19 protein-coding genes and 2 tRNA genes are annotated in these 19,239 nt (G+C 26.8%); 16 read left to right on the top strand and 5 right to left on the bottom strand.

Annotated features, from left to right (window positions below; genetic code table 11):
• Positions 1-4 precede the first annotated feature (4 nt).
• The 5 genes from gyrA (at position 5) to ACTTAO_RS07350 (ending at position 4,980) form a co-directional block, all read left to right on the top strand.
• Positions 5-2,584, top strand: a complete 2,580-nt coding sequence (gene gyrA / locus ACTTAO_RS07370; protein WP_440648406.1) for a DNA gyrase subunit A — start codon at positions 5-7, stop codon at positions 2,582-2,584.
• The gene (gene coaD, locus ACTTAO_RS07365; RefSeq protein WP_440676884.1) at positions 2,584-3,078 is read left to right on the top strand and encodes a pantetheine-phosphate adenylyltransferase; all 495 of its coding nucleotides are present in this window, start codon (positions 2,584-2,586) and stop codon (positions 3,076-3,078) included. The genes gyrA and coaD overlap by 1 nt, the downstream gene beginning before the upstream one ends.
• Positions 3,071-3,631, top strand: coding sequence for a peptidylprolyl isomerase (locus ACTTAO_RS07360; RefSeq protein WP_262589211.1), 561 nt, complete (start codon positions 3,071-3,073; stop codon positions 3,629-3,631). The genes coaD and ACTTAO_RS07360 overlap by 8 nt, the downstream gene beginning before the upstream one ends.
• An 8-nt stretch (positions 3,632-3,639) precedes the next feature.
• Positions 3,640-4,752, top strand: coding sequence for a tRNA guanosine(34) transglycosylase Tgt (gene tgt, locus ACTTAO_RS07355; RefSeq protein WP_440691709.1), 1,113 nt, complete (start codon positions 3,640-3,642; stop codon positions 4,750-4,752).
• Positions 4,753-4,904: 152 nt separating this feature from the next.
• A tRNA-Lys gene (locus tag ACTTAO_RS07350) sits at positions 4,905-4,980 on the top strand.
• Between the two features lie 8 nt (positions 4,981-4,988).
• Here the strand turns inward: ACTTAO_RS07350 and ACTTAO_RS07345 are convergent.
• Positions 4,989-5,813 (bottom strand): M48 family metallopeptidase, encoded by an 825-nt coding sequence (locus ACTTAO_RS07345; RefSeq protein WP_440691707.1) that lies wholly within the window; start codon positions 5,811-5,813, stop codon positions 4,989-4,991.
• Positions 5,814-5,922: 109 nt separating this feature from the next.
• On the opposite strand from ACTTAO_RS07345, the gene ACTTAO_RS07340 reads away from it, so the two are divergent.
• On the top strand, positions 5,923-6,579 hold the full coding sequence (locus ACTTAO_RS07340) for a DUF502 domain-containing protein (protein WP_440634143.1): 657 nt from the start codon (positions 5,923-5,925) through the stop codon (positions 6,577-6,579).
• Here ACTTAO_RS07340 and recG read toward each other — a convergent pair.
• Positions 6,576-8,627 carry an ATP-dependent DNA helicase RecG gene (recG, locus tag ACTTAO_RS07335; RefSeq protein WP_440691705.1) on the bottom strand — a complete coding sequence of 684 codons (2,052 nt, stop codon included), beginning with the start codon at positions 8,625-8,627 and terminating at the stop codon, positions 6,576-6,578. The genes ACTTAO_RS07340 and recG overlap by 4 nt on opposite strands.
• Before the next feature lie 23 nt (positions 8,628-8,650).
• On the opposite strand from recG, the gene ACTTAO_RS07330 reads away from it, so the two are divergent.
• On the top strand, positions 8,651-8,908 hold the full coding sequence (locus ACTTAO_RS07330) for a succinate dehydrogenase assembly factor 2 (protein ID WP_440691703.1): 258 nt from the start codon (positions 8,651-8,653) through the stop codon (positions 8,906-8,908).
• 5 nt (positions 8,909-8,913) lie between these two features.
• Here ACTTAO_RS07330 and ACTTAO_RS07325 read toward each other — a convergent pair.
• Positions 8,914-9,003 (bottom strand) — tRNA-Ser (locus ACTTAO_RS07325).
• An 85-nt stretch (positions 9,004-9,088) separates the two neighbouring features.
• Here ACTTAO_RS07325 and rarD point away from each other — a divergent pair.
• Genes rarD through ACTTAO_RS07280 form a run of 9 tightly spaced genes read left to right on the top strand, consistent with a single transcriptional unit; the run spans position 9,089 to position 17,524 of the window.
• On the top strand, positions 9,089-9,967 hold the full coding sequence (gene rarD / locus ACTTAO_RS07320) for an EamA family transporter RarD (protein ID WP_440691701.1): 879 nt from the start codon (positions 9,089-9,091) through the stop codon (positions 9,965-9,967).
• Positions 9,954-10,955, top strand: coding sequence for a lytic murein transglycosylase (locus tag ACTTAO_RS07315; RefSeq protein ID WP_440691699.1), 1,002 nt, complete (start codon positions 9,954-9,956; stop codon positions 10,953-10,955). The genes rarD and ACTTAO_RS07315 overlap by 14 nt, the downstream gene beginning before the upstream one ends.
• Positions 10,945-11,784, top strand: a complete 840-nt coding sequence (locus tag ACTTAO_RS07310; RefSeq protein ID WP_440691697.1) for an SPOR domain-containing protein — start codon at positions 10,945-10,947, stop codon at positions 11,782-11,784. The genes ACTTAO_RS07315 and ACTTAO_RS07310 overlap by 11 nt, the downstream gene beginning before the upstream one ends.
• Positions 11,777-12,928, top strand: coding sequence for a D-alanyl-D-alanine carboxypeptidase family protein (locus ACTTAO_RS07305; protein ID WP_440691695.1), 1,152 nt, complete (start codon positions 11,777-11,779; stop codon positions 12,926-12,928). The genes ACTTAO_RS07310 and ACTTAO_RS07305 overlap by 8 nt, the downstream gene beginning before the upstream one ends.
• On the top strand, positions 12,921-13,535 hold the full coding sequence (gene tmk, locus ACTTAO_RS07300) for a dTMP kinase (RefSeq protein WP_440691693.1): 615 nt from the start codon (positions 12,921-12,923) through the stop codon (positions 13,533-13,535). Before ACTTAO_RS07305 ends, tmk begins: the two co-directional genes overlap by 8 nt.
• Positions 13,532-14,461, top strand: a complete 930-nt coding sequence (locus tag ACTTAO_RS07295; RefSeq protein ID WP_440691692.1) for an AAA family ATPase — start codon at positions 13,532-13,534, stop codon at positions 14,459-14,461. Before tmk ends, ACTTAO_RS07295 begins: the two co-directional genes overlap by 4 nt.
• Positions 14,454-15,995, top strand: coding sequence for a methionine--tRNA ligase (gene metG, locus ACTTAO_RS07290; RefSeq protein WP_440691690.1), 1,542 nt, complete (start codon positions 14,454-14,456; stop codon positions 15,993-15,995). Before ACTTAO_RS07295 ends, metG begins: the two co-directional genes overlap by 8 nt.
• On the top strand, positions 15,988-16,749 hold the full coding sequence (locus tag ACTTAO_RS07285; protein WP_440691689.1) for a TatD family hydrolase: 762 nt from the start codon (positions 15,988-15,990) through the stop codon (positions 16,747-16,749). The genes metG and ACTTAO_RS07285 overlap by 8 nt, the downstream gene beginning before the upstream one ends.
• Before the next feature lie 4 nt (positions 16,750-16,753).
• Complete coding sequence (locus tag ACTTAO_RS07280) at positions 16,754-17,524, top strand: MBL fold metallo-hydrolase (protein ID WP_440691687.1); 771 nt, start codon at positions 16,754-16,756, stop codon at positions 17,522-17,524.
• Here the strand turns inward: ACTTAO_RS07280 and ACTTAO_RS07275 are convergent.
• Both ACTTAO_RS07275 and nhaA read right to left on the bottom strand, forming a co-directional pair.
• Positions 17,519-18,061: a glutathione peroxidase gene (locus tag ACTTAO_RS07275; RefSeq protein ID WP_440691686.1), complete on the bottom strand. Its 543-nt coding sequence runs from the start codon at positions 18,059-18,061 to the stop codon at positions 17,519-17,521. The two genes, ACTTAO_RS07280 and ACTTAO_RS07275, sit on opposite strands and share 6 nt — an antisense overlap.
• Entirely contained in the window at positions 18,058-19,239 is a 1,182-nt protein-coding gene (gene nhaA, locus ACTTAO_RS07270) for a Na+/H+ antiporter NhaA (protein WP_440691685.1), read from the bottom strand. Before nhaA ends, ACTTAO_RS07275 begins: the two co-directional genes overlap by 4 nt.

Here is a 19,239-nt window from a genome sequence, read left to right as displayed (position 1 = left end):
TTCTATGCAAAAAACTGAAGAACCAAAAGATAAGAATATTAATCTAATCTCTATGCATGACGAGATGAGCTCGTCTTATTTGTCTTATGCAATGAGTGTTATTGTAAGTCGTGCATTACCTGATGTGAGAGATGGATTAAAACCAGTTCACAGAAGAATCCTTTATGCAATGTATAAGGGTGGTTATGATTGGTCTAAACAATTTAGAAAATCAGCAAGAATAGTCGGGGATGTAATTGGTAAATATCACCCTCATGGTGACCAATCAGTATATGATGCTTTAGTTAGGATGGTGCAAGATTTTTCAATGAGCTTACCTTTAGTTCAAGGACAGGGTAATTTTGGATCCATAGATGGTGATCCAGCTGCTGCTATGAGGTATACCGAAACAAGATTATCAAAAGTTTCACAATTTTTAATTGATGATATCGAAAAAAATACGATTAGTTTTAAAAGTAATTATGATGAAACAGAGAAAGAACCTAGCGTATTACCTGCGCAATTTCCAAATTTGTTAGTTAATGGGGCTGGAGGTATAGCTGTTGGAATGGCAACTAGTATTCCTCCTCATAATCTAGGTGAGATAATTGATGGCACTTTAGCTTTAATAGACAATAAAGATATTAAAATAAAAGAACTAATGAAACATATTCCAGGACCAGATTTTCCGACTGGAGGAGTAATAATCGGCAAAGATATAATTAAACAAGGTTACAACAATGGAAGAGGTTCATTTAAAATTAGGGGTGAAGTATCAGTTGAAAGTTTAAAGAATGGTAGAGATAGATTGGTAATTACTTCAATTCCATATCAAGTAAATAAAGCTGTACTAAATGAAAGAATTGCACAATTAGTTAGAGAGAAGAAAATTGAAGGAATTAAAGATATAAGAGACGAGTCTAATAGAGAAGGTATAAGAGTTGCTATTGATTTAAGAAACGGTGTTGAGCCAGAAACAATTAAAAGACAACTTTACAAAAATACTCAAATAGAGAGCTCTTTTGGTTTTAACACTTTAGCAATAGTAGAAGGGAAACCAAAAACATGTACGTTAAAAGAATTTCTTTCTAATTTTTTATCTTTTAGAGAAGATGTAGTAATTAAAAAAACAAAATTTGATCTTCAAAAAGCAGAGGAAAGAGCTCATATCTTAATTGGTCTATCTGTTGCAGTAGAAAACTTAGATAAAATTATAAAAATCATTAGATCTTCCAAAACACCTGAGGATGCAAAAAATGCTATACTTAAAACTAAATGGAAAATAAACAAATCACAAAAGCTAATTTCTTTAGTAGAGGGAAAAAAAGGTAAAAATATTTATTCTTTATCTGAACCACAAGTTTTAGCTATCTTAGAATTAAGATTACAGAAATTAACAGCTCTTGGTATCAATGAAATTGAAGTTGAGATTAAAAAATTAGCTGAATTAATTGCAAAATATAAAAAAATTATATCGTCTAAAAAAGAGCTTTTGAGAGTAATAAGCGAAGAATTAAAAAATATTAAAGAAAAATTTGCTGTTCCTAGAAGAACTAAAATTATTGATGCGGTATTAAATTACGACATAGAGGAAACAATCCAAAAACAATCTGTAATTATTACAGTAACTTTACAAGGGTATATTAAAAGAGGATCATTAAATAATGTAAAACAACAAAAAAGAGGTGGAAAAGGTAAATCTGGAATTACTACCAGAGATCAAGACTCTGTAATACAAACTCTGTCGGTAAATACGCATACATCAGTTTTATTTTTTTCAACAGAGGGACTTGTTTATAAAATTAAAGCTTGGAAAATACCCGAAGGATCATCAGCTTCAAAAGGTAAATCTTTATTCAATATACTTCCATTAAAAAGTCATCAATCTATCAGTTCAATTATGCCAATGCCTGATGAAGATACAGATTCAAAAAATTATCAAATTATTTTTGCAACAGCACAAGGTAAAGTTAGAAAAAATAGTTTAGAAGATTTCTCTTCCATTAATGCTTCAGGAAAAATTGCAATGAAACTTGATAACAATGATAAAATTGTTGGAGTTAAAATTTGTAAAGATGATCAAGATATAATTCTGAGTACTAGATTTGGTAAATGTATCCGTTTCGAAGCTAGAAAACTAAGAGTATTTAAGGGGAGATCTTCAAAAGGAATTAAAGGTATTGAACTAGCATCTGGTGATCAAATTGTTTCATTGTCTGTAATTGATAATGATAAATTAAATAAAAATGGAAAAAAATCAAAAGATGAAAAATCTGAATTAAAAGCAAAAGAAAAATTTGTATTAGCAATAAGTGAAAACGGTTATGGTAAAAAGACTTCTCATATAGACTATAGAGTTACAAATAGAGGAGGCAAGGGTATTATTGGAATTATAAATTCTCCAAGAAATGGAAATATAACGTCCTCTTTTCCAGTCTTTGAAGGTGATGAAATTTTAATATCTACAAACAAAGGAAGAGTTATTAGAGTTGCAGTGAAAGAAATAAGAACTGCTAGTAGAAATACTCAAGGTGTAAGAATTATAAAATTATCTGGAGATGAAAAAGTTGTTTCTGCAATTAAAATTGATGATAATTTAATTTAATGAGTAAAATTGCTATTTACCCAGGAACTTTTGATCCAATTACTTATGGTCATATAGATGTTATTAAAAAAGCACTGAAACTTTTTGATAAAATAGTAGTTGGAGTTTCAGATGTTAGTAACAAAAATTACTTGTTTTCATCAGAGGAAAGAATCGAAATTGTTAATAAAGCTTTATTTAAGGATTTAAAATTAAATAAAAAAAAAATTATAGTTGTTTCTTTTGGTTCACTAACTACTGATTTGTGCAAAAAATATAAATCAAATATCATATTGCGTGGCTTAAGAGCTGTATCTGATTTTGAATATGAATTTCAACTTGCTGGAATGAATAGAAAGTTGAATCAAGACATTGAAACAATTTTTTTAATGTCAGATGTAGAAAATCAAATTATTTCTTCTAGATTTGTTAAAGAAATTGTAAAATTAAATGGAAATATTAAAAAATTTACTACCAAAAGCACAATAAAATCTTTAAAAGAAAAATATGAATAGAATTTTATCATACATATTTATTTTATTTTTTATTAGTGCAAATCAATTAATAGCTGAGGAGAATATAATGATTTTAAAACTAAAAGATGGTGATGTAAAAATTGAATTATTTGAAGACGTTGCGCCAAACCATGTCAAAAGAATTAAAGAATTAGCTAACAGTGGAAAATATGACAATGTTGTATTTCATAGAGTAATCGATGGCTTCATGGCTCAAACAGGAGATGTTAAATTTGGAAATTCAGAGTCTAAGGAGTTTGATTTAAGAAGAGCAGGTATGGGTGGATCTGATATGCCTGATTTAGAGCAAGAGTTTAATAGTTTACCTCATGACAGAGGCACATTATCTATGGCTAGGGCTCAAGATCCAAATAGCGCAAATAGCCAGTTTTTTATTTGCTTTCAACCAGCTCCTTTTTTAGACAGACAGTATACTGTTTTTGGTAAAGTTGTTGAAGGAATGGAATTTGTAGATAAAATTAAAAGAGGTGACCAAAATAACAATGGCGCTGTAACAGATCCAGATAAAATTATAAGCTTTAAATCTTTGTAAAATATTAAATGGCATTAAAAAATTTTGCCTTTAAAGTTTTAAACAAAGACAAATTTGCTAGACGTGGTGTTATAGAAACTCACAGGGGAGAGATTAATACACCAGCATTTATGCCTGTTGGTACACAAGCAACAGTTAAAGCCTGTACAATCGATGATATAAAGAAAACTGGATCAGAAATAATACTATCTAACACATATCATTTAATGATCCGTCCTGGAGTGGAAAGAGTTGAGTCAGCAGGTGGTTTACATGAGTTCATGAATTGTGATTTGCCAATACTTACAGACTCAGGTGGTTTTCAAGTAATGTCTCTATCAAAGTTAAATAAAATAGATCGCGAAAAAGGGGCTATTTTTAATTCACACGTTGATGGAAAAAAATTTTATTTAAGTCCTGAAGAAAGTATTAGGATTCAATTGGGTTTAAACTCAGATATTGTAATGATAATGGATGAGTGTCCAAAAAAAACTGAAGATTATAATTTAATAAAAAAATCTATGGATCTATCTTTGTATTGGGCTGAGAGATCTAAAAAGGCATTTGGAAACAATCCTCACAAAGCTTTATTTGGAATTATTCAAGGAGGATTATTTAAAGATTTAAGATTAAAATCTCTTGAAGGACTTATAAAGATTGGATTTGATGGCTATGCAGTTGGAGGATTAGCTGTAGGTGAAACTCAAAACGAAATGTTTTCTACTTTAGATGGAATTAAAGAATATTTGCCAGATGAAAAACCTCATTATTTAATGGGAGTTGGTACACCTACGGATATTTTAGGAGCGGTAAAAAGAGGTATAGATATGTTTGATTGCGTTCTTCCAACAAGATCAGGTAGAACAGGTCTTGCTTTTACTTGGAATGGACGGGTAAATATTAAAAATAACAAATATCAACATGATAACACTCCGTTAGATCCTAATTGTGAAAATTTAAATTTAAATAAATATTCAAAAAACTATTTAAATCATTTGTTTAATACCAATGAAATATTAGCATCAATGTTATTAACACTTCATAATATAAATTTTTATCAAGAATTAATGTCAGAAATCAGAAAAAATATTACGAATAATACCTTCGATGAATTTCATGATAAATACATTGATAAGTTGTAGTTTTATTAACTGTGCTATTATGTGTACAACTTTATAATGAAAATCCCTCATTTATAACGAATTCTTTTTATAAAAATTACATTGAACGAATTGAAATATTAAAATTTATCTGTATACAAACCATATTCATTTTCATAAAAATGAATCTTTGTGGGCCGTTAGCTCAGTTGGTAGAGCAATTCCCTTTTAAGGAATGGGTCGATGGTTCGAGTCCATCACGGCTCACCATAATTGAATTAAACTTTTTCAATTGGTGGGAAATCAAGAATAACTTCATTCATCTTATCATTTAAATCTTTAATCCTATTATCAGATGATGGATGAGTGCTCATAAATTCAGGTGGCTCTTTACCTTTGTTTAGTTCTTTCATTCTTTCCCAAATTTTAACAGTTTCTCTGATGTCGTAACCTGACAAAGATGAAAAAATCATGCCAAGATAATCAGCTTCACTTTCTTGCTTTCTATTAAAAGGGTTTAGCAAACCAAGTTGAGTGATTAATCCAACAGTATTCATTCCTGTTGTTCTATTTACTTGTGATATTTTTCCTCCACTAAAAATATCAATTAATTGAGTGCTAGTATTTAGAAGTGTAGCTCTGCTTGCTCTTTCAACAGAATGTTTTGCTACTGCGTGAGCTATTTCATGACCCATAACAGCTGCTAAACCATCAGTATTCTTAGTTGCATCAAGTATACCTGTGTAAACTGCTATTTTCCCCCCAGGCATGCACCAAGCATTTCTTACTTTTTTTTCAATTAAAATATATTCCCAATCAAAATTAATAGTAGGATCTTCTAAACCTTCTCTGTCAAAATACTCCGAAATTGAATTTTCCATTTTTTTTCCAATTTCTTTTATTTCATTTAGCGTTTTTTTATCATCGCTCATTTTTTCTTTTTCTTTAACTTTTTCATAAATTTGGGCAGCTTGAGCATTTAATTTAGCTTCTGAAACTAATTTAAGTTGTTTTCTATCTGTAATGGGTGCTGTTGAACAAGAAGGCAAAACTAGCGAACAACAACTACATCCCACATATGACAAAAATTTTCTTCTATTCATATCTTGTTAAAATTGATAATAATTAATCATGAATCTAAACAATAAAATATTAATAGTATTATTTATCATTGCAATTACTTTTGTTACTTATTCAAGTTATAGTTAATAAATGAAAGAAACTAAGAAAAAACCTATTAAAAAAAGAGAAATTATAGGTTTATGGTTTTATATTTTATCATTAAAAATAAGAAATTACTTTTTTACAGGTGTTGTTGTTCTAATTCCGATAGGTTTAACAATATATTTAAGTAAGTTTCTAATTAATACATCATCAAAAATTTTACCTTCTCAAATAAATCCAAATTATTATTTGCCATTCAATATACCAGGTCTTGAAATAATTATTTCAATTATTTTCATAACTATTATTGGGTTTATATCTTTATCTTATTTAGGTAAAAAATTTCTTCAGCTAATTGACAGTTTGTTTAAAAAAATTCCGCTGTTGGGAACTTTTTGGTCCGCAATTAAACAAATGTCACAATCATTTAAAGAAAGTGGCAGTAAAAGTAAGAGTGTTGTTCTTGTTGAATATCCAAGAAAAGGTGTATGGGCTGTAGGTTTTGCTACTAAAGAAAATTCTGGAGAAATTGCTGAAAAAACAAATCAAAAATTAATAAACGTATTTGTTCCAACAACTCCAAATCCAACAAGTGGTTTTTTGCTAATGTTCCCAAAAGACGACGTTATATTTTTAAACATGACTTTTGAAGAAGCTTCTAAATTTATTGTATCAGCTGGAACAACAACAACAGAAAAAAATTAAGCGATATCGTTAATTATATCTGCTCTATCGTACAGTTTAATTAAAGGTTTAAACTTACTTAAATTTTCATTTTCAAGTTCAATTCTTTTTATTTCTTTTTCAGCTAATTCAAATAAGTCACTGTTTTGAATTGGATCTGCTAATTTGAAATTTTTGATACCACTTTGTTTAAAACCTAAAATATCACCGAAACCCCTTATCCTCATGTCTTCTTCAGAAATAACAAATCCGTCATTAGTTTCTTTTAATATATTTATTCTTTTTTTAGCATTTTCACTTAAATTTGACTTAAACATCAAAATACATGTTGCTTCTTTCTCTCCACGACCAACTCTACCTCTTAATTGATGCAGCTGAGATAGACCGAACTTATTTGCATTTTCAATTATAATGACATTGGCATTTGGAAAATCTATTCCAACCTCGATAATGGTCGTAGATACTAATATTTTAAATTCTTTATTTAAAAATCTTTTTAAAATTTCATCTTTTTCATTTATATCTGTTTTTCCATGAAGAATAGAGACTTGTTTAGGGAATAATTTTTTTAAATATTCAAATTTTTGAATTGCAGAAGTATGATCTAATTTTTTAGACTCCTCAATTAATGGACAGACCCAAAATATTTGATTTCCTGAATTAATTTCTTTTTTTATAAATTTAATTACATCATTAATTTTACTTTCTAATTTACTGTAAGTTTTTATCATTTTACGGTTTTTAGGTTTTTCTCTAATAATTGATAAATCCATATCACCATAAATTGTCATTGTTAAAGTTCGTGGAATAGGTGTGGCAGTCATCAATAATACATCACAATCATTCCCACCTTTGTCAGATAATCTTTTTCTTTGATTAACACCAAACTTATGTTGTTCATCAATAATAATTAATCCTAATTTTTTAAATTTAACTGTTTTTTGAAAAATAGCATGAGTACCAAAAATTATATTAATCTTATTATTGATTAGTTCATTGAGGATTAATTTTTTTTCTTTGTAGCTAGATTTACCAGAAATTAATTCTGTTGATATGTTTGATGGATAAATTTTTTTTGCTAAATTATAATGTTGTCTTGCTAATATTTCAGTAGGGGCCATAACAGCTACTTGAAAACCAGAATTGATAGTGTTAAATGCAGCTAATAATGAGACAATTGTTTTTCCACTTCCAACATCTCCTTGTAATAATCTAAACATTTTAGTTGAAGATGATAAATCCTCATTAATTTCGTTAATTGATTTAATTTGATCATCAGTTAATGAAAATTCTAATTTATTAATAAGTTGTTTTTGTTTATTTAAATTAATAATTTTATTTTTTTTCTTAACTTTCTTAATTTTTTTTCTTATTTCTGAATTAACTAAAAATGTTGCAAATATTTCATCAAAGGCAAGTCTTTGATAAAAATGATCTTTGTATCTTCCTATATTCTCATGTTTATGTAATTCTCTTATGGCATCATTCCAATTGATATTATTGAATTTATTTAAAATTTTACTTGAGTGCCATTCTTTTAGGTTCGGTAATTTATCTATTATTTGTTTTATGATTTTATTATAAATTTTTTCAGATATTCCCTCAGTTAAAGAATATTTATTATGAACTTGTTTAATTAAACTAGAGTCCTCAGATACATACTTAGGATTGGTTATTTGATATTTATTTTTAAAGTAGCCAATTTTACCACTTACAGTTATTTCTTTTCCTAAAGGTAATATTTTTTTAATGTATCCCTCATAACTATTAAAAAAAACACAATCTAGCTCACCTGTTTCATCTGAACACTTAACTCGATTTGGTAATTTTCTAATTCTTGGAAACAAATATTTATTTGCTACAACAGTAACAGTTTGATTTTCACCGATTTTTAAATCTTTTACTTTTGTTGACAAACTTCTATCTGTATAGGCCTTTGGAAGTTTCCAAAGTAAATCAAAAATATTATTTATATTCTTTTTCTTAAGTAAATTTGTTGTTTTTACACCAACGCCATTTAAAGCTGTTAGATCAGATAATAAATATTCAAAATTAGTTTTATTATCCATGATAAATTAATTATATTCTAATAATGAGCCTCAATATAGATGAATTAAAAAAAAAAATTATTTACCGTTCTAATTATCGAGGTACCAAGGAGATGGATAAGCTCTTAGGTAAATTTGTAAAAAAATACATCAATGATTTGCAAAAAGAGGATTTAATTGATCTAGATAAATTTCTTAATATTGATGACACAAATTTGTATAATTTCTATAATGGTTTTGATACCGAAATTGAAATAGAAAAAAACAATATAAGCTTGTTGTTTAAAAATTTTAAATACTAAGATGATGGCGGAGAGACTGGGATTCGAACCCAGGAAAGAGTTGCCCCTTTGCCGGTTTTCAAGACCGGTGCTTTCAACCGCTCAGCCATCTCTCCGTGAGCAAGGTTTTATAATTATAATTATTTAATTCAACCATAAAATAGTCGAAAAAAACTCATTAACGACTAATATTAAATCTACATGAACAAAGAATTTAATAAAGGCCTTTTGCTTGCTGGATTTGGATCTTTTTGGTGGGGTTTTTTTGGGGTTTTGTATTTTAAATATATTACTTTTATTGGTTATATTGAACTAGTAGTTCACAGATGTTTATGGACAACTTTGACTTTAATATTAACAACTTTCTTTTTTTCAAAGTGGGATATCTTTTTTAAGATAATTAAAAGTAAACAAAATTTAATTTACCTTTTTATTTCAGGGTTTTTGATTTTTATGAATTGGGGTGTATGGATTTATGCGATTGCTACCAACAGAATAATAGATGCGAGTTTTGGTTATTTTATAATGCCAATATTAAGTGTTCTTCTTGGTTATATTTTTTTTAAAGAAAAATTAAATAATAAAAGAATTTTTTCAATTACTTTAGTTATTTTATCAATTTTATATTTAATTTTTGTAAGTCTAAAATCACTTCCTTGGGTTGGTATACTTGTGGCGCTAAGTTGGGGCTTTTATAATTTAGTAAGAAAAAAAGTTAATGTTGATACTGATATTGGACTTTTAATAGAAAGTTTATTTATATTACCAATTGCAATTGTTGCATTCTATCTCATTGCAATTAATGGTTACAATGATTTCTCATTATCCGACCCTCCAATGATGTTAATAATATTGTTGGCAGGTCCAATGACGGTAATACCTTTATTTTTATATGTAAGAGGAGTTGAATTATGTGGATTAGGTCCAACTGGAATGATTTTCTATATCACGCCAACTCTTCAATTTTTACTAGGTTTTTTTTATTACAATGAAGTTTTTTCATTTAATAAACTAGTAAGTTTCATTTTAATCTGGATTGCTGTAATAATATATTTAAGAGATTTATATGAAACTAATTAAACTTATACTTATTTTATCTCTTTTTTTTCATTCAAACACATTAGCAGATATCAATATAGAATTCGAAAAATGGAAAAAAAATTTCAAAAAAATTGCTCTAGAAAATAATATTTCTGAAGCAACATTTGATCTAGTTATGTCTAATACTAAGTTTTTACCTGATGTAATTAAATATGATAGATATCAACCAGAGTTTTATGAAGATACAAAAACTTACATATCAAAAAGAACCTCTGACCAAAAAGTAAAAAAAGGAAAAAAACTTTATATAGATAATTTAAGTTTAATTACCTCTGTTGAAAATGAATTTAATATAGAAAAAGAACTTCTCTTATCATTAATGGGTATAGAAACAAATTTTGGTACCTATGTTGGTAAAATGGACATTCTTTCTTCACTAGCTACATTAAGTTTTGACAAAAGAAGATCAGAATTTTTTACCAAAGAACTTTTAATACTTTTAAATTTAATTGAGAAAAATCAAATTGATTATAAAACATTATATGGTTCTTGGGCGGGTGCTTTTGGTTACTTCCAATTTATGCCTTCTACTATGAAAAATTATGCAACAGACTATGATGGCAATGGTTCAATAAATTTAAAAAGTAACCCCGATGCGTATGCTTCTGCAAGTAATTATTTAAAGAAAATAGGTTGGAAATCTAATGAACCATGTTTTTATAGAATTGATCTGAATAATGATATTCCAAAAAAATATTTAAATATTTCTGCAAAAAAATTACATGATAAGAAACAATTAAAGTTTTTTAGACAATACATTCAGAACAATTCAATTATATCAAATAATTACGATGAATTAGAAGTTGCAATAATAACGCCAGATAAAGATATAATTCCTGATGCGGAAACTTTAAATCCAGCTTATGTGGTATTTAGTAATTATGAAATAATTTTACAATGGAATAGATCTTTAAGATTTGCTTTAGCAGTCTGCACATTAAAGGATAAATTCAAAAATGAACTTTAAAAAAGTATTACCATTATTGCTGTTTATTTTTTTTGTGGGATGCAAACAATTAGAAACAACTCAAAAAAAAACTATTAAAACAGAACCTGATATATCAACAGCTGAAACAATTTTAAAATCTTCAGATGAAAATGATGAAGATAGTTCTAAATATATTTTTGATAGAGAGTATACCAACCAAGGCTTTGCATTAATTTACGACGAAAATCTCTTTAATGAAAAAAGTATTTCAAAAAAATTAGATAACAGAGGTTTGTTTATTTTTCATACCAAAATTAGAAAAAATTCTTTTGTGAAAATTACTAACCCTGAAAATACAAAAACTGTTATTGCCCAAGTGATATCTAATAAGGCAATTTTTTCAAATTTTTATAATTCAGTAATTACTAAAAGAATTGTTGATGAATTGTTGCTTGATGAAAATGAACCTTATGTTGAATTATCTTTAATTTCTAATGAATCAACTTTTGTAGCCAAAAAAGCTAAAACGTTTGATGAAGAAAAAAAAGTAGCTCAAAAGGCTCCTGTAGATGGAATCACCATAGATAATTTAGGAACCGTAGAGAAAAAGGAATTGCCAAAGACCGCTCAAAGTAATTTTCTATATTCAATAAAAATTGCAGATTTTTATTATAAAGATTCAGCTGAAAATATGATCCAAAGAATTAAAGACGAAACAAAGATAACAAATCCTATTATAAAAAAATTATCTCAAACAAAATATAGGGTATTATTAGGTCCATTTAATGATATAAAAAAAATTCAAGAGTCATTTGACGAAATAGAAAAACTAAATTTTGAAAACCTAAAAATTATTAAAGATGTTTAAAAAATTAAATTTAATTATTTTAATATTCATTTTATTTGTATCTAAATCATTTGCAAATTTTGATGTGAAAGCAAAAACTGCAATAATTCAAGATTATCATTCTGGAGAAATTCTTTTTGAGAAAGAAGCGGACTTATCAATTTATCCTGCATCCATGACAAAAATCATGACCTCAATCATTGCCTTCGACCTAATTAAGTCAGGAGATTTAAGTATGGACGAAAAATTTATTATTTCAGAAAAAGCTTGGCGATTATCTACAGCTGGTTATTCCTCAATGTTTATAATGGTAGGGGATGAGGTCTCGGTTGAAAATTTACTAAAAGGTATAATCATAGCATCTGGCAATGATGCTTGTATTGCATTAGCAGAAGGCATAGCAGGTACTGAAGAAGAGTTTGCAATCTTAATGACAGCAAAAGCTAAAGAGTTGGGAATGGACAATACAAACTTTTCTAATTCATCAGGAATTAATCACCCTGATAATAATTCAACAGTTAGAGACATAATGATCATGTCTAGATACTTAATTAAAGAACATCCGGAATTTTATAAAATGTTTGCAGAAAAAGAATTTACTTGGGATAGAACAGGAGGAGATCCAATAACACAAGGTAATAGAAATCCTTTGTTATATAAAAATCTTGGAGCAGATGGTATCAAAACTGGTTATTTAGCTGTAGAAAAATATTCATTAGCTTCCTCTATAGAGAGAAATGGAAGAAGATTAATTGCTGTTGGTAGTGGTTTTAATTCAAAAAACGCCAGATCAAAGGAAAGTACTAAAATGTTAACTTATGGACTTACAAATTTTGATTTAGTTAAAATTACTGAAGCGAATAAACCTTTTCAAAAAATAGACGTATGGTTGGGAAAAGAAGATACTGTTGATGTTTATACAAATGAAGACATTTACAAAACTATTAAAAAAGCTAAAAAAAAATTATTAAAAGTTTCAGTAAATTATGATGGTCCAGTAGAAGCACCAATAAATAAAGATCAAAAAGTTGCAACATTAAAAGTAGTTTATGACCAAGAATTAGTAGGTGAGTATGATTTGCTTGCTTTAAAAGAAATTAAAAAAGTAAATTTCTTTTCTAGATTGCTTAAATCATTAAACTACTTAATCTGGGGCGATGTCTAAGAAGCCAATAATTGTTTTTGAAGGTATAGAAGGCAGTGGCAAAAGTCATCATATTAAAATTGTTTCAAGGTATTTAAACAAAAATAAAGTTAAATATTTAAAAATCAGAGAACCAGGAGGGAGTTTAAATTCTGAAAAAATTAGAAAATTAATATTAAATAAGAAATCTGATTTTAATGTAAAAACTGATTTACTTTTATATCTAGCAGCCAGAAGTGAAAATATTAATCTTATTAAAAAATATTATAAAAAAAGAGTTATCTTAATTGATAGATTTATAGACTCTACAATTGCTTATCAACATTATGGTATGGGTGTTGATATTAAAATTATAAATATAATTAATAAATATTTATTAAAAAATATTAAGGTTAATTTTACATTTCTTAATGTTGTAAATAAAAAAAATCTTTTCTTAAGATTAAAAATGAGAAAATCTTTGAATAGATATGATCAATTTAATGCCAGTTTCTATAACAAAGTTCAAAATGGATTTCTTAAAATGTCAAAACTAAATAAGAAAAAATACAAGATAATTGATTCAAATTTAGATATTAAGAAAAATGAAAAATTAATTATCAATTATGTTAAAAAATTAATTAAATGAGCCTAAATTCTTCTACACAACTGAATTTGTACAAACATCAAGAGATTTTCAACCATTTATCTAAATTATATTTAAATAATAAATTACCAAATAAAATTCTTTTATCTGGTGAAAAGGGTATTGGTAAAGCAACATTAGGTTATCATCTAATAAACTTTGTATTATCAGAAGATGAAGAACATTCTTATGATGTTGAAAATAATAAAATTAATTTAGAAAATAAATCATTCAAACTTATACAAAATAAATCTAATCCAAATTTTAATCTTATTGACGTTGCTGAAGATAAAAAAAACATTGATATAAATCAAATAAGAGAATTAATTGTTAATCTAAATAAATCTTCATTTAATAATAAAAAAAGATTTGTTTTAATAGATAATATAGAATTATTAAATTTGAATTCTATTAATGCATTACTAAAAGTTTTAGAAGAGCCTAATGAAAATATTAATTTTATCTTAATTAATAATAATAAAAGAGTTTTACCAACACTTAAATCCAGATGTTTAAATTTCAAAATTTTTTTAACGAATGATCAATCTATTGAAATTGTTAATAAATTAATAAACGATGATGTTTATAATTTAATAAATCAAGATTTAATAAATTACTTTACAACACCTGGTAAATTATATGAATTATTAAAACTTGCAGAAAACTTTGATTTAGATCTTAAGGATTATAATTTAAATACTTTTTTGCAAAGTTTAATATCAAGTAAGACTTACAAAAAAAACAAACCCATTATTCAATTAATATATTCTTTTATTGAAGTTTATTTTAGAAACAATATATCTACGAAAAATATTAAATTATTTCACCTTTATCATTATTTTTTAAAAAAAATTAATGATACTAAAATTTATAATTTAGATGAAGAGACATTATTTATGGAATTTGAAGATAAAGTTTTAAATGGATAAAAATTTTTATATTACAACACCTATTTATTATCCATCAGCTAAACCTCATATGGGACACGCTTACTCAAGTATAGCTGCTGATTTTTTTGCAAGATTTAAAATTATTGATGATTTTAAAGTACATTTTTTAACTGGAACAGATGAGCATGGTTTAAAAATTCAAAGATCAGCTGAACGAGCAGGGGAGACTCCTCAAAAATTTTGTGATCAAATAAGCAAAACTTTTCGAGATCTTTCAGATACTCTAAATTTATGCAACACTGATTTTATTAGAACAACCGAAGAGAGGCATAAAAAAACAGTGCAATATCTTTGGTCTGAACTTGAAAAGAATGATGATATTTATCTATCAAATTATTCTGGTTGGTATTCAGTATCAGATGAAGCTTTTTATAGCGAAGATGAGATAGAAGAAATAGATGGAAAAAAAATAGCTATATCATCAAAATCTCCTGTTGAATGGATTGAAGAAGAGTCGTATTTTTTTAGACTTTCAAAATGGGAAAAACCTCTTTTAAAATATTATGAAGATAATCCTGACTTTATTTATCCAGAGTCTAGACGAAATGAAGTTATTAGTTTTGTAAAAAGTGGTCTAAAAGATTTATCAGTTAGTAGGAAAAGTTTTTCATGGGGTATACCAGTTCCAAGTAATAAAAATCATGTAATTTACGTTTGGTTAGATGCACTTACAAATTATTTAAGCGCACTAAATTACCCAAATGAAGATGATGAATTATTCAAAAAATTTTGGCCCGCATCAATACATTTAATTGGCAAAGATATACTAAGATTTCACGCAGTTTATTGGCCAGCTTTTTTATTGGCTGCCAAGATTGAAGTACCAAAAAGAGTTTATGGTCATGGTTGGATTTTATCCGGAGAGGAAAAAATGTCCAAATCTAAAGGGAATATTTTGGATCCTTTGGAAATAATTGAAGAGTATGGTTTAGATCCATTAAGATATTATCTAATCAAAGAAGTTTCTTTTGGTAATGATGGTAATATTTCTCAAGATAGATTGGAAGATTGTATAAACAGTGATTTAGCAAATAACTATGGTAATTTATGCCAAAGGGTTACTGCTTTTGCGATCAAAAATTGTGGTGGAAAAATTCCTTCAGAAATTAAATTTCTAGATGAAGATTTATTAATTTTAGATAAGTATAAAATAAATTTAGATAATATTAGATCTAAAATTGATCATCAAAATATTAACTTTTATATAGACTATATTGTTAATTCTCTTTTTGAGGCTAACAAATATTTTAATGATCAAGAACCATGGAAAAAGAAAGATGACAAAATTAGACTAAATACAATTGTCTATACTACATTGGAAATTGTTAGAAAAATTAGTTTCTTATTATATCCAATTATTCCAGAGTCCTCATTAAAAGCACTAAAAATTTTTGATATCAAAGAAAATCAAATAAAATTAAATTCCCTTGCAGATAATGAGTATTTAACTAAAGGAAATAATATTAATAAAATTGATATACTATTTAAAAAAATAGAAAAAAATAATGATTGATTCTCATTGTCACCTAGATCACGAACCTTTGTTAAGTGATTTAACAAATGTTTTACAAAGATCAAAAAATGTAGGTATTGAAAAACTGTTAACTATATCAACGTCTTTTGAAAGTTTCTCTAGAGTTAAGGAACTTGTTAATAAAGATGAGATGATTTATGGAACAATTGGAATTCATCCACATGAAAGTTCTACAAACATAATTACTGCTGATGAAATTATTGATAACTTAAAAAATAACAAAAAAATTATAGGTATTGGTGAAACTGGATTGGATTTTTATTATAATAACAGTGAAAAAGATAAACAAATTGCAAGCTTTATAGAGCATATTAAAGCATCAATAAAGACTAATATTCCGCTAATTGTTCACTCAAGAAATGCTGAAAATGAAACATTGGAAATTTTAAATGAATATAAAGATGAAAATATTAAAATTTTAATGCATTGTTTTACTGGTTCAAAAGAATTTGCAGAAAAATTATTATCTTTAAATTCTTATTTTTCTGCTAGTGGAATAATTACTTTCAAAAATTCAGTTGATTTACAAGAGACATTTAAATCAATCCCAACTGAAAATATTTTAATTGAAACAGATAGTCCCTTTTTAGCACCAGTTCCAAACAGAGGAAAAAAAAATGAACCATCATTCATAGATTTTACAGCTGCAAAATTAGCTAAAATAAAGAATATTTCTAAAAAAGAACTGATAAAGCTAACTACTAATAATTTTAATAAACTTTTTTTTAATTAAAAATATGAAATTTATTATTTTAGGCTGTGGTAGTTCAATGGGTGTGCCAAGACCAGATGGTTTTTTTGGAAATTGTGACCCAAATAATAAAAAAAATTACAGAACAAGATGCTCAGCTTTATTGAAAACTACTGATGAAAATATACTAATAGATACTTCTCCAGATTTAAGAGAACAACTTTTAAGACATAAAATTAAAAAAATAAATAAAGTTCTTTTTTCTCATATGCATGGAGATCAAACTCATGGAATTAATGATTTAAGATCTTTTTATATAAATAGTAGAAAACAAATTAATGTTTATGCAGATATAGATACATCCAAATATCTTAAAAATTCATTTTCCTACATTTTCAAAAGTTACTCAAAAGAATATCCAGCAACATTAAATTTAAATAAATTGCCAAAAAATATTTATACAAGAAATAAGAATAAAAAAATTAATATTCAATCTATTACAGTTGAGCATGGCAAAGTAAATTCAAATTGTTTTATTATTGATAAAAAATTAGCTTATATCAGTGATGTAAGTAAAATTTTTAAAAAGGATTTCAAATATTTTAAAAACTTGAAATTTTTAATAATTGATTGTTTGTGGTACAATTTTCATCCTTCACATTTCAACTTGGAAAGTTCACTTAATATAATCAAAATGTTCAATCCCAAAAAAGCTATTCTTACAAATTTATCACCAGTTTTAGATTATAAAGTACTTAAAAAGTTATTACCTAAGAATGTTTCACCTGCTCATGATGGTTTAACTTTAGAACTATAAAATATTTTCAATTGATTTAATCAACTTTTTTGACATTGGTTTAGTAAAAGATGCAAATGTATCTTCAACTTTTCCTTCTTTATTAATTAAAATTTTATGAAAATTCCATTTTGGAACAGCAGATTTACCATGATTATTTTTTGCCCACTTGAAAAGTTCATGAGCATTTTCTCCTTTAACTTCTGTGATAGTTGTTAGTGGAAAATTGATATTGAAATTTACTTCACAAAACTCTTTTACATCAGCATTATTTTTTTTTTCTTGATTAAAGGAATTTGACGGGACTCCAAGAACAACTAAACCTTTATCTTTATATAAATCCCATAATTCCTGTAATTCATCATATTGTTTAGTAAAACCACAAAAACTAGCTGTATTAACTACCAGGATAACTTTATCTTTGTAGTCATTTAGGTTTATTGTTTCACCAGTTATGCTTTCAATTGTGAAATCATAAAACTTTTTTTCATAGTTTGTTGTTGCTGAGGTTTTAAAAAAAAACATAACTATAGAAAGTACATATATTACTTTTCTCATTTTTTGGGTTTATTTGGAGTAAGTAATATTAAAAAATAACCAAATAAAGTGGATAGTAATGAACCAGTCAAAACACCTATTTTTACACCATCCATATATTGCATGTTTTCAACGAAAGCTAAATTTCCTACAAACAAACTCATTGTAAAACCAATACCAGTAAGAACTCCAACTCCATAAAAATTATACCAACTCGTATCGTTTGGCATTTGAGCAATTTTTAATTTTATTGATACATATGAGAATATAAAAACACCAAGTTGTTTACCCAAGAATAAACCAAGAACAATACCTAGTGGAACCTTATCCAACAAAGAAGCAAAAGATAAACCCTCAAGAGAAACACCTGCATTCGCAAATGCAAATAAAGGCATTATTCCAAAAGCAACATAAGGACTAATAGCGTGTTCTATTTTTATTAATAAAGAAAAATCTTTATCCTTTTTTCTATGTGGGATTGTCATAGCTAATAAAACACCAGCAATCGTAGCGTGGATACCTGAGTTGTGAGTAAAATCCCAAAGGAAAAGTCCAACTACCAAATAAGGTAAGAATTTTTTGATATTAAATTTATTTATTAACAACAAAACAATAAAAGCTAACAACATTAATGCTAAATACTTAATGCTTAAATCTCCAGAGTAGAAAAGAGCAATTATTACTATTGCTCCTAAATCATCGATTATGGCTAAAGCTGTTAAAAATACTTTTAAAGATAAAGGAACTCTTTTTCCAAGTAATGACAAAACTCCTAAAGAAAAAGCTATATCTGTGGCTGATGGAATTGCCCATCCATTTAACGTTTCGCTATCGCCCAAATTAATAAAAACGTAAAATAATGCAGGAACTAACATTCCTCCTACAGCAGCTATTATTGGCAGTAAAGCCTGTTTAATATTTGAAAGTTCACCTTGAAGAAATTCTCTTTTTATTTCTAATGTGACAAAGAAAAAGAATATAGCCATCAAGGCGTCGTTGATCCAATGTAATACAGATAATTTTAGACCAAAATTATTAATACCTATAAATAAATATTTATTTAATGTAGTAAAATATAAATCCGCAAGACCCGAGTTGCTTATAAATAATGCAATTATTGCAGCAAACAATAAAACAAGTCCACTTGCAGCCTCTAATTTAAAGAACCATCTGAAAGGTTTTGATATGTAATTAATCAT

The sequence above is a fragment of the Candidatus Pelagibacter sp. HIMB1782 genome (assembly GCF_052047475.1).
Classification (GTDB): domain Bacteria; phylum Pseudomonadota; class Alphaproteobacteria; order Pelagibacterales; family Pelagibacteraceae; genus Pelagibacter.
This window is presented reverse-complemented; position numbering and strand designations above follow the sequence as displayed.